This window comes from Bradyrhizobium sp. USDA 4503 (assembly GCF_054055815.1).
In genome coordinates this window covers 3,536,569-3,547,419 of record NZ_JBSRXS010000001.1, presented here as the reverse complement: position 1 = coordinate 3,547,419, position 10,851 = coordinate 3,536,569, and the positions used below count along the sequence as shown (strand labels likewise).

Below are 10,851 nucleotides of genomic sequence, written 5' to 3'. Positions count from 1 at the left end.
TCCGCGGCAACCTAAACGGTTTAGCAACGAGAAAGGTCGAATTGCGCGGATGTACCGCGTTCGATTGCACTCAGTAAGCGTTGCGTGAGCGTACGATGTTTGTGTCGCGTAACCAGCCGAGGGGCGCACGTCTTGCGCTCTTCGGTCTCGGTCTTGGCATCTTCGCACTGATGCCGACCGAGATCGGATATCAGGATATCGCCTCGCTCCTGGCCCGGCAGCCCGGCGTCGCCGAGCGCTGGCAGAAGCGCGTCTTCGCCTCCGCCGTCGGCTCCATCCAGGTCGCGACCTACAGCTTCGGCCGTCCGATCGGCACGTCCGCGCCGCAAGCCCCGCAAATCCTGCTCGCAAGACTGGACAGTTCGAACCTCGACATCACCGGAACGGTGACGCGCAATCCGATCACGGCCCCGCCGCCGCGCTATCAGGCATCCGATTTTCCCAAGGTCGATCGCACCATGAAGGGCGATCGCCTCGTCGTCCGGCGGCCCGATCAGGTCGAACCGGCGGAGCCTGCAAATACGGCGCCGGCGAACGAGGATCCGGCGACATCGAATTCGTCGGTCAAGGGCATGAAGACCGCGACCGCACCGGCCGACAGCGCGCCGCTCGATCCTGAATTGCAGGAGGCGCTGCGCGCGCCGCCCTTGCCGCAATATGCCAAGCCGTCGCCGCAGCAGAACGACGTGTCGCTCTCGCTCGAGGCCAGCCCGCTCGACGATCTGAAGCCCGCGCCCGCAAAGCCCGCTGCTGCGCCCGCCGATGCGGCGCGCGAGCGCGACCCGTTCGCATTTCAGACCGCCAGTCTGTTCTTCGGCTCGTCGCTCGGCACGCCGGAGGACCTCGAGCGCTGGCAGCCCGGCGAGGCGCCGGTTGTCGTACCGCCGGCAGCAACGCCCGATCCCGACATGAAGGTGATGGCGTCACTGCCGGTCGATGCCGACGGTCCGGTCAAGGCCGGCGAGATGGGCGAGAGCATCGCGCCGAAGGGCGAGGTCAATGCGGACGACCAGCACACCAAGACGCCGGCGGAGCGGCTCGGCCTGTTCGACGAGAAGTCGCGCGCCAAGTCGGAGAAGTGCCTCGCCGAGGCGGTCTATTTCGAAGCCCGCGGTGAAGCGGTGCGTGGCCAGATCGCGGTCGCCCAGGTGGTGCTGAATCGCGCCTTCTCCGGCAAATATCCGGAGACGGTGTGCGGCGTGGTCTACCAGAACAAGAATCGCCATTACGCCTGTCAGTTCACCTTCGCCTGCGACAACGTCGCTGACGTCGTCCGCGAGCCCGACATGTGGGACCGCGCCAGGAAGATCGCGAGGGCGATGCTCGACGGCGAATTGTGGCTGCCGGAAGTCGACCGCTCGACCCACTACCACGCCTATTGGGTGCGACCGTCCTGGGTCAGCGAGATGAAGAAGATGTACAAGTTCGGCGTCCACACCTTCTATCGCCCGCGCGCCTGGGGCGACGGCAGCGACGCGCCGAGCTGGGGCAACCCGGCCGAGACCGCCAAGATCTCGGCGCAGCTCGCCGAGGCCGCCCAGAGCTCGGCCGAGCAGGCCAGCGCCCGGCGATAGGGCCTTCTCCCTCTCGTTCCGCGGCCGGCGTGCCCCCGAATGACGGTCATCATCCTCTCCGATTCTGCAGAGCAGCCCTGCAGGCGAATATTTTTCTCCGGCCCCTCTTGGGGTTTTCATGCACCTGCATTAACTCCCCGTAACGTTCGGCGGGGCGGCTCCCCGCGCAGCAGTTGCGGGGGAAGACAAGATGGCCGTTACCACCGGGGATCTTCGACCGACGTCGGGCACGTGGCGCACGCCGCTTGTCATCATCGTCTGTGGCTGCGCGATTGCGCTGCTGAGCTTCGGGCCGCGCTCCAGCCTCGGCTTCTTCGTGCAGCCGATGAGCCATGAATTCACCTGGGGCCGCGACGTGTTCGGCCTCGCGCTGGCGCTGCAGAACCTGTTGTGGGGACTCGGCCAGCCGATCGCCGGCGCGATTGCCGACCGCTTCGGGCTGCTGCGTGTGATGGTCGTCGGCGCACTGCTTTACGCCGCGGGCCTGCTCCTGATGCGTTACTCGGCGACGCCGCTCTCGCTCAACCTTGGCGCCGGCGTCTTGATCGGCTTCGGCCTGTCGGGCTCATCGTTCAACCTGGTGCTGTCGGCGTTCAGCAAGCTGCTGCCGCCCGCGCAGCGCGGCATCGCGCTCGGCGCCGGCACCGCCGCGGGCTCGTTCGGCCAATTCCTGTTCGCGCCGTTCGGCGTCGCGATGATCGACAATTTCGGCTGGCAGACCGCGCTCCTCGTATTCGGCGCGCTGATGCTGCTGATCCTGCCGCTGTCGCTGGCACTCTCGACACCGCCGGCGGAGACGAATGACGCCGCGCCGGCTGATCAGCAGTCGTTCAAGACCGCGCTGGCGGAGGCGTTCGGCCATCGCTCCTACGTGCTGCTGGTGCTCGGCTTCTTCACCTGCGGCTTCCAGCTCGCCTTCATCACCGTGCATCTGCCGGCCTATCTCGCCGACCGCGGCATTCCGGCATCGACCGGCGGCTGGGTGATCGCGGCGATCGGCCTGTTCAACATCGTGGGCTCGCTCAGCGTCGGCTGGCTGCAGAACGTCTTCCCGAAGCGCTACATCCTGTCGGTGATCTACTTCACCCGCGCGGCGTCGATCGTCGCCTTCATCTCGTTCCCGATCACGACCTTCTCGGCGATCGCGTTCGGGGCGATCTCCGGCCTGACCTGGCTCTCCACAGTGCCGCCGACCTCGGCGCTGGTGGCGCTGATGTTCGGCACGCGCTGGTTTGCGACGCTGTACGGCTTCGCCTTCGTCAGCCATCAGGTCGGTGGCTTCCTCGGCGTCTGGCTCGGCGGCATCGTGTTCGAGCAGTATGGCTCCTACACCCCGATCTGGTGGCTGTCGGTGCTGTTTGGCGTGCTGTCGGCGCTGATCAATCTGCCGATCGTCGAAAAGCCCGTCGTCCGCCCGGTTGCGCAGCCTGCCTGATGGGGTAAACCATTTCCCCGAAACCAAGATTACGGGGAGTGCACATCGTGGCAACGTTCAAGGCAATCAGGATCGACAAGGCGGACAAGGGTACCACCGCCGCACTCATCCAATTCGACGAAGCCGAGCTGATGGACGGCGACGTCACCGTCCGCGTCGAGTGGTCGACACTGAACTACAAGGACGGCCTCGCACTGACTGGCAAGGCACCGGTGGTGCGCCGGTTCCCGATGATCGCCGGCATCGATTTCGCCGGCACGGTCGAGCAATCCAGCCATCCGGACTGGAAGGCGGGCGACAAGGTCGTCTGCAACGGCTGGGGCATGGGCGAGACCCATCTCGGCGCCTACGCTGAAAAGGCCCGCGTCAAGGGCGACTGGCTGGTGCGGCTGCCCGACGGCATCTCGGCCCGCGATGCGATGGCGGTCGGTACCGCCGGCTATACCGCGATGCTCTCGGTGCTGGCGCTGGAGAAGCATGGTCTCACCCCGAAGAGCGGCCCTGTGGTGGTCACGGGTGCCGCCGGCGGCGTCGGCTCGGTGGCGATCGCCGTGCTGTCGAAGCTCGGCTACCACGTCATCGCGTCGACCGGGCGGATGTCGGAGACCGACTACCTCAAGGGTCTCGGCGCTACCGAGGTGATCGACCGCGCCGAACTGTCAGGTGCGCCCAAGGCGCTGGCGAAGGAGCGCTGGGCCGGCGGCGTCGACAGCGTCGGGTCGACCACGCTCGCCAACCTGCTGTCGATGACGAAGTATGGCGGAGCCATCGCGGCCTGCGGTCTGGCGGCCGGTATGGATCTGCCGTCGTCGGTCGCGCCCTTCATTTTGCGGGGCGTGTGCCTTCTCGGTATCGATTCGGTGATGTGTCCGATCGAGCTGCGGAGGACCGCCTGGCGCCGCCTTGCCAGCGATCTGGATAAGGCAAAACTGGCTGATATCACTCACGAAATCGCCCTGGACGAAGTCATGGGCTTTGGCGCGAAAATCCTCGGTGGCCATGTCCGCGGCCGCATCGTGGTAAAAATAGTCTGAGGACGTTCAGACTTTACCAACCAAGCTGCTCCAATGTTGCCACTGTTGGTATGGTAAGCAGCGGGTAAAGAGACTTGCAGCATGATCCCGGGGGGCCGGGTTTCCTCGCGCAGACGTCGAAAAGCGTTGGTGCGGGGGTCATGCGCAACAAGGAGCGAGTGCCCGCGCTCGTAAGTGGAGTAGCTCATGCTTGCGCGTTTGGTGTTGGGGGCCGTCACGGCCGGAGCAATGGTCGTGCCGGCATTCGCGGGCATGATGAACGCCGATGAGGCCCGCAGGTTCGTCGCCGGCAAGGTGTTCGCGTTCACCTGTTTCGATGGCACCCGCGGCGCCGGTCGCATCCTCGACGATCTGGGTGCGGCAGGCTCGGTCCAGTTCTCCGGCTCGGGGCCGATCCGTCACCTGCGCCTGCCCGGCAACACGCTGCAGATCCGCGGTCAGAGCGTTTGCGCGTCGCTGAAGGGCATTCCGTTCGAACCGTGCTTTAATCTCGACAAGCAGGACGACCGCTCGTTCCGCGGCTCGGTCTCCGGCATGGGCTTTGCCTATTGCGATTTCCATCACCAGGGCGGCCAGCAGATGCTGATGGCGCGCGCGGCGGCGCGTCCGCGCTCGCTGCATCCGCGCACCCGATCCGCGGATGCCTCGCAGACCGAAGTGTCGCGCGTTGAGACGCCGCAGGTCGGAAGCGCGAAGCTCGAGCCGGTCAAGGCCGAGCCCGCCAAGGTCGAGAGCGCGCCGGAATTGCGCCGCTCCACCGACTAACCTTTCATCTGCGCGCTAGCGGGAATAGCGCCGCCAAGCCGTAGTCATACGGATGGCGGTCGCCACGCCTTGCTCGCTACTCAATACCTGGCGTTCGCCGTGAGGCGGGACATTGGGGACTCTGATTTTGAGTAGTCATATGGCGCAATATTTTTTTCGAATTAGTGATGGCGATTACGCTGGTGCATCCGACCACGCGACGGAGTTTGAAAGCCGCGACGTGGCCTGGGCCGAGATGACCAAGGTCTGCGGAAATTTCCTCGGCAGCATTTCGCGCAATCTGAAGCAGAACAGCGAATGGCACATGGAGCTGCTCGACGAGGGCAGAAAACCCGTGTTCAGGATTCGACTGGTCGCCGAGTCCGTCGACTGAAGCTGTCTTTCAGGACGGCAAGTCCTAACCCTCAGCCTGCGCGAGCGGCTGAGCGGTTCGCCTGCGAAACAGGATCCGCTGATACAGCCAGCCGATCGCGACCAGCACGATGCCAAGGCACATGAACGACAGCGCCCGGTAGACACCCGTGAGCGTCGACATGTCGATCAGGAACGCCTTCAGGATCGTCAGCCCGATCACCGCAGCAGACGCGAGCCGCGCCCGCTGCGAGTTGACGACGATGCCGATGCCGAGCAGCGCGACGCCGAACATCAGCCAGGCGATCGAATAGGTGTATTGCTCCGCGCCCGTGGTCTCGCCGCGCGTCAGCACCGGTCCATGGTAGAGCCTGCGAATCTCGAACGTGACGTAAGCGAGCGCAAGGACCAGCGCGCCGGCGGCGATCGTGTTGGCATAGCCGGCAGGACGATGGCCCGCCACCGCATAGGACAGCAGCAGCGCCGCACCGCCGGCAGCGCGTAGCCGAGCAGCAGCAGGTTGATGAAGCTGCCGCCGACGTCCTGCCACCACAGCATCGGGTTCTCCAGCGCCAGCAGTCCGAACAGGCTGGCAAGCCCCGCGAATGCGGTCAGCAGGATCGCGCCGACATTGTGCACGATGCTGCCGCTGCGCAGGCGCAGCCGCTCCAGTCCGATCGCCATCGCAAGCGTCGCGCCGACCTGCAGCGCGACCTCGGTCAGCCCGGCGCTGGCATAATAGACATCGCCGCTGTTGACCGCGTGGCGGATCTCCATGAAGGCAAGCAGCACCGTGAACAGGATCGCGGCGGATTCGACGATGCGCAGCGGGACGTCGTCGCCGTTGCGACGCAGGAAATGGCTTGCCGCCCAGAATGACAGCGCCGGCACGCCATAGCCCCACAGCAGCCAGTTGAAGATCGGCGTGGTGCCGACGGCGTCGCCCGCGATCCGCGGCTCATAGCCGATGCGCAGCACGACGATGCCGGCCAGGATCGCGGCAAGCCAGCGCAGGAACGGAATCGGCCGCTGCACCGACAGCCACGCCGTGCCCATCGACACCAGCGCGAGCGCGATGGTGAGCCAGCCCTTGTCGAGCGCGAAGGTCAGCGCCAGCGCCAGCGAGGCGAGGGCGCCGGTGGCGGACAACGCAATCGAAGGCGACAGCTCCGGCCGCTCGTCGCGCCGGGTCAGCGCCTCGGTCGCGGCTGCGTAGGCCGCCGCCAGCAGCACGGCGAGGACCGCGAACGGGATCGAGCGGTCGAGATGCGCGATGCGTGCATAGAGTGCGACCAGCAGCGCGACCGGCGTGAACACCGCCGCCGCGGCCCAGGTCACCGTGACCTTCGTGGTGGTAAAACGGAATTGCGCGAGGAAGCCGGCGATGCCGAAGGCGGCCGCGAACAGCGCGGCGGTGACGAGATGCAGCGAGACCGAGCCATCGGTCACGGACCGGCCGATGCCGGGGATCGCGCCGCCCGGCAGCACCAGCATGTCGACGTTGCGGCGGACGGCCCATTCGCCGAACACAATGAACACGAAGATCGACGCGGCGCCGATCGCACGGGTAGCAGCAGGCGCGCGCCAGGCGACAAGCAGGCTCGCGGCTGTCAGCAGCGCAAAGCCGATCATCGCGGTGTCGGCGTGGGCGCTGTTGAGCGCGATCAGCATCGCGCCAGACAGATAGGCGGCGAGCGAGCTAGATGAAATCGGCTCGATCTCCTCGCCGTCGCCGTCGGGACCGAACATGAAGCCGCAGACCACGAGCAGCGCCGCCAGCACGAAGCCCGCGATGACATGGAAGACATGGGGCGCGATCATCTCGGGCCCGCATTGCAGGCAAGGGAAGGTCCACAGCAGCGCGAAGGCGATCGTCGTGACCGCGAGCCAGCGCCACAGCCGGATCCGGGCGAGGCCGAACGCCGCCGCCGTGACGATGGCGAGGTAGACGTAGAGCGACCAGAAGTCGGGTTTGTCTGACGACACCAGGAGCGGCGTGACGAAGGCGCCGACGATGCCGAGCCCGGCCAGCGCGGGTCCGTGCAGCAGCGCGGCCGCCAGCGTGCCGAGCGCGACCATACCGAGCAGGATGAAGGCGCTCGCCGGGGCGAGGAAGTCATACAGCGCGTAGGCGGCGTAGACGGTAGCGAATGCCACCGCGGTGCCGGCGGCGATGAGGATCGCCGGGATGTTGGCGATCGGCAGCGCCGCGATGTTGGAGATGCTTTCCTGGCGCCTGGTCCATTCACCGGCGCCGAGCAGCGCCAGCGCAAACAATCCGCCGAGCATCGTGCGAACGCCGGGGCCGAGCAAGCCGGCCTCGATCGAATAGCGCACCATGAAGAAGCCGCCGAGCGCGAGCGTCAGGCCGCCGATCCACACCACCCAGCGCGTGCCGAGCGTCTCCTCGAAGCCGGGTGCAGGCTGCGGAGGGGCTGGCGGCTCCGGCAGGGGCGGCGGTACGGCACCTGGCGCGTCCGCGGCTGGCTCAGTCTGCGCCGCCGGTTCGCCGGGAGCCGCCTCCGGGAGCGGTGGCGGCGCGACGGAAGGCGCCGTCGGCGGCGTCTGCTCGAACTCCTGCAGCGGAGTCAGCGGCGGCGGCATGGCCGTCCGCGCGGCGGCGCCGCCCGCGGCCTCGATCGCATCCAGGCGGCGCTGCAGCAGGTCGATCCGGCCCAGCGCCTTGCGCGCGAAAATGATCGCGACGATGGCGAGGACGAGCGTCAGGAAGTCGAACGGCGAATCGAACATCGGGCCTCCGGCAGGACGCGCCGGACTTGGCCAGCCCGGCGGCCCGTCGCAACCTAGTAGTGCAGTGAGGAGGACCGGAAGTTCAAGCGATCGGGCGTGACCGGCCGCGCTTAGTCCAGATCGATGCGGAAGGGCCGGCCTTCGACGCTCATGCTGCCGGGACCCATCGCGTCGAGTGCACGCAGCATCCGGCCCTCGCGTCCCAGCGCCTTGTCGGCGAGGCTGACGATCAGCCGGTTGGGAGCCGCGATCGGCGAGGCCTCGCGGATCATCCGGGCGATGGACATTTCGTCGCGGTGCGGGTTGAGGGCGCAGACCGTGGCGAATGCGCTCGCGGTCGAGCGGCTGATGCCGGCGTAGCAATGCACCACCATCGGTGCTTGGCGATCCCAGCCGCGCACGAAGCTCAGCACCTTCTCGATATGCGACTCGTTGGGCGCAACGAATCCGTCCATCTGTTCGATGATGTCGTCCATCGACACTTTCAGGTGGTTGGCCGGCAGCACGGAAGGCGGCCGCTGCACTTGGTCGACATTGGCCATCACAGTCAGCACATGGCTGGCGCCGGTGGCGCGAACCGTGTCGGAGAGTGCGGCAAGCGAGCAGACGTGAAGCATGATGGTCCTTCTATCGGGGGTGCCGGATTATAACGGCTGCTCCCGAACGGGCAAAGGCGGGGGTGCCATGCCGATTCATCGTTTTGCGGCGCAACCGGCGGCACGTTTTCGCTGCCGCCCTACGAGGCGTGCAATGCCTCGAAGCGCTCGAGGAACTGCTTTTCGGCCCGCGCGGCGGTCCATGGCGTCAGATAGTCGCGCTCGGTCGCTTCGGGCAGTTCCGGATCGCGGCCGAACAGCCGCTTGGCCTCGGCTCGCGAAAATCCCGCCAGATGCGTCGCCTCGAGATACGCGGCGCCGCGATCGGCGGCCTTGATCTGCTGGGTGATCTCGTCCGCCAGCACGGCGGGCAGGCCGAAGCGGATATGGATCGCGCCGAGCAGCCGCTTCTCCACCGCCTTGTATTCGCCTGACAGCACCGCCTTGAACGGTGAGATCATGTCGCCGATGACATATTCCGGTGCGTCGTGCAGCAGCGCCGCAAGACGATGGCGGATGTCGACGCGCGGCATCTGCTGGTGCATCACGGCTTCGACCAGCAGCGTGTGCTGGGCCACCGAGAAGATGTGCGCCCCGCTGGTCTGGCCGTTCCAGCGCGCGACCCGCGCCAGTCCATGCGCGATGTCGACGATTTCGATATCGAGCGGCGACGGATCGAGCAGGTCCAGCCGGCGTCCCGACAACATCCGCTGCCAGGCGCGGGTTGTCTCCGTCGATTTGCGCGCCGTCATTTCTTCTTGAGTCGCGGTGTGCGGAGCTTGCCGCTGCAGCTCTCGTGGCAGAAGCAGGTCACGAGGTGATCGTTGACCATGCCGGTCGCCTGCATGAAGGCGTAGACGATGGTGGGACCGACGAACTTGAAGCCGCGCGCGCCGAGCTCCTTGGAGACCTTGATCGAGACCGGCGTCGAGGCCGGCACGCTCGCGGTGGTCTTGAACTGATTGACCTTCGGCTTGCCGTCGACGAAGTCCCACAGGAAATTCGAGAAGCCGGGGCCTTTCTCCATGATTTCCAGATAGCCCTTCGCACTCGCCACCGCGCCTTCGATCTTGGCGCGATTGCGCACGATGCCGGCGTCGTTCATCAGCGCGTGCACCTTCTTGGCGTTGTAGCGCGCGATCTTCTCGGGCTGGAAATCGTCGAAGGCTTTGCGGAAGTTCTCGCGCTTGCGCAGGATCGTGATCCAGGACAGACCGGCCTGGAAGCCGTCGAGGATCAGCTTTTCGTAGAGCGCGCGGTCGTCATATTCCGGCACGCCCCATTCATTGTCGTGATAGGCGACGTAGAACGCATCCTCGCCCGGCCAGGGGCAACGCGTCTTGCCGTCAGGGTGCAGTTGCGCGGTACGGCTCATGCGGTCTGCTTGGGTGTGATGCGGACGGCGTCGGGTTCGGCGAGGTGAAGCGACAGCCCGCCCGCGGTCAGCGCCAGGCCGGCGTCGAGCGCATCGGCGACGCGGTCGATGCGGACCAGCGCGAGACCCTTCTCGCCGGCGGTCGAGCCGATGGTGCCGACCTGCTTGTCGCCGGCCAGGATGGTAGCGCCGGCTTCGGGGGCGGGGCCGTCGAGGACGATCTTCACCGTGCGGGTGCGCGCCGTGCCGCGATGCTGCATGCGCGACACCACCTCCTGGCCGACATAGCAGCCCTTGTCGAAATCGACGCCGTTGAGGCGATCCATATTGGTCTCGTGCGGGAAGGCGTCGCCATACATGAAGTCGAGCCCGCCGCGCGGCACGCCGGTGGCGATCCGATGCGCCTCGTAGGCGTTGGAGTCGACGAGATCGGCACCGATCAGCTCAGCGAGCTTCTGCTTCAAATCTTCCGGAATCAGGATGCGCCAGCCGAGCGCTGGGTTGCGCGGATCGGCGAACGCGAGATCCGGCGTCGCCGCCGGCTCGCCATCCCAAGCTGCCAGCACACCGAGGCTGTCGGACAGGTTCTCGACCACGACCTTGGCGCGCAGCTTGTAGAAGCCGAGCTTGTCGGCAAGACCCTTGGCGAGCGCGCGCGGCGCGTCGATCAGGAAGCCGCCGCCATGACCTGAGGGTATCTCGGTGATCAGGAAATCGACGATGATCTTGCCTTGCGGCGTCAGCAGCGCGCCAAACCGGGCCTGTCCCGCGCGCAACTCGGCGATGTCGGCGGTGATGAGGCCGTTGAGGAAGTTGCGGGCGTCCTCGCCAGAGACCTTGACCACGCCCCGATCTGGAAGAAACGCTGCTTTCATTCGCAAAATTGGCTCTTTTCCAAGTTCCTTGGGAAACGCGCAGGCCGCGATATCCCCTGCCAAGCTAAGGCGCTAGAGTGCGCCGAACAAGGCCC

9 protein-coding genes and 1 pseudogene are annotated in these 10,851 nt (G+C 66.4%); 5 read left to right on the top strand and 5 right to left on the bottom strand.

Annotated elements, in window-relative coordinates; translation table 11 throughout:
* Positions 1-95 precede the first annotated feature (95 nt).
* The 5 genes from ACVMIH_RS17335 (at position 96) to ACVMIH_RS17315 (ending at position 5,181) form a co-directional block, all read left to right on the top strand.
* Complete coding sequence (locus ACVMIH_RS17335) at positions 96-1,574, top strand: cell wall hydrolase (RefSeq protein ID WP_456862621.1); 1,479 nt, start codon at positions 96-98, stop codon at positions 1,572-1,574.
* Positions 1,575-1,764: 190 nt separating this feature from the next.
* A complete protein-coding gene (locus ACVMIH_RS17330) occupies positions 1,765-3,009 on the top strand; it encodes an MFS transporter (RefSeq protein ID WP_456862618.1) in 1,245 nt (414 codons plus the stop codon).
* A gap of 47 nt (positions 3,010-3,056) precedes the next feature.
* Positions 3,057-4,043, top strand: coding sequence for an acrylyl-CoA reductase (NADPH) (acuI, locus tag ACVMIH_RS17325; protein ID WP_456862616.1), 987 nt, complete (start codon positions 3,057-3,059; stop codon positions 4,041-4,043).
* Positions 4,044-4,229: 186 nt separating this feature from the next.
* Positions 4,230-4,808, top strand: a complete 579-nt coding sequence (locus tag ACVMIH_RS17320; protein WP_028332627.1) for a hypothetical protein — start codon at positions 4,230-4,232, stop codon at positions 4,806-4,808.
* A 139-nt stretch (positions 4,809-4,947) separates the two neighbouring features.
* The gene (locus ACVMIH_RS17315) at positions 4,948-5,181 is read left to right on the top strand and encodes a DUF6894 family protein (RefSeq protein WP_016844381.1); all 234 of its coding nucleotides are present in this window, start codon (positions 4,948-4,950) and stop codon (positions 5,179-5,181) included.
* Positions 5,182-5,205: 24 nt separating this feature from the next.
* Here ACVMIH_RS17315 and ACVMIH_RS17310 read toward each other — a convergent pair.
* The 5 genes and pseudogenes from ACVMIH_RS17310 to ygfZ all read right to left on the bottom strand — a co-directional run bounded on the left by ACVMIH_RS17310 (position 5,206) and on the right by ygfZ (position 10,756).
* Positions 5,206-7,910: pseudogene (locus tag ACVMIH_RS17310) on the bottom strand (DUF2339 domain-containing protein).
* Positions 7,911-8,020: 110 nt separating this feature from the next.
* A complete protein-coding gene (locus ACVMIH_RS17305; RefSeq protein ID WP_028332625.1) occupies positions 8,021-8,527 on the bottom strand; it encodes a tyrosine phosphatase family protein in 507 nt (168 codons plus the stop codon).
* Positions 8,528-8,646: 119 nt separating this feature from the next.
* Complete coding sequence (locus tag ACVMIH_RS17300; RefSeq protein ID WP_456782117.1) at positions 8,647-9,258, bottom strand: YfbR-like 5'-deoxynucleotidase; 612 nt, start codon at positions 9,256-9,258, stop codon at positions 8,647-8,649.
* A complete protein-coding gene (locus tag ACVMIH_RS17295) occupies positions 9,255-9,881 on the bottom strand; it encodes a DNA-3-methyladenine glycosylase I (protein ID WP_057014934.1) in 627 nt (208 codons plus the stop codon). Before ACVMIH_RS17295 ends, ACVMIH_RS17300 begins: the two co-directional genes overlap by 4 nt.
* The gene (gene ygfZ / locus ACVMIH_RS17290; protein WP_057014935.1) at positions 9,878-10,756 is read right to left on the bottom strand and encodes a CAF17-like 4Fe-4S cluster assembly/insertion protein YgfZ; all 879 of its coding nucleotides are present in this window, start codon (positions 10,754-10,756) and stop codon (positions 9,878-9,880) included. Before ygfZ ends, ACVMIH_RS17295 begins: the two co-directional genes overlap by 4 nt.
* Positions 10,757-10,851: the final 95 nt, after the last annotated feature.

Bases quoted from the DNA above. Each gene is read 5' to 3' on its own strand.
- ACVMIH_RS17335 (WP_456862621.1), top strand. From the start codon at position 96: ATGTTTGTGTCGCGTAACCAGCCGAGGGGCGCACGTCTTGCGCTCTTC.
- ACVMIH_RS17330 (WP_456862618.1), top strand. From the start codon at position 1,765: ATGGCCGTTACCACCGGGGATCTTCGACCGACGTCGGGCACGTGGCGC.
- ACVMIH_RS17320 (WP_028332627.1), top strand. From the start codon at position 4,230: ATGCTTGCGCGTTTGGTGTTGGGGGCCGTCACGGCCGGAGCAATGGTC.
- ACVMIH_RS17315 (WP_016844381.1), top strand. From the start codon at position 4,948: ATGGCGCAATATTTTTTTCGAATTAGTGATGGCGATTACGCTGGTGCA.
- ACVMIH_RS17305 (WP_028332625.1), bottom strand. From the start codon at position 8,527: ATGCTTCACGTCTGCTCGCTTGCCGCACTCTCCGACACGGTTCGCGCC.
- ACVMIH_RS17300 (WP_456782117.1), bottom strand. From the start codon at position 9,258: ATGACGGCGCGCAAATCGACGGAGACAACCCGCGCCTGGCAGCGGATG.
- ACVMIH_RS17295 (WP_057014934.1), bottom strand. From the start codon at position 9,881: ATGAGCCGTACCGCGCAACTGCACCCTGACGGCAAGACGCGTTGCCCC.
- ygfZ (WP_057014935.1), bottom strand. From the start codon at position 10,756: ATGAAAGCAGCGTTTCTTCCAGATCGGGGCGTGGTCAAGGTCTCTGGC.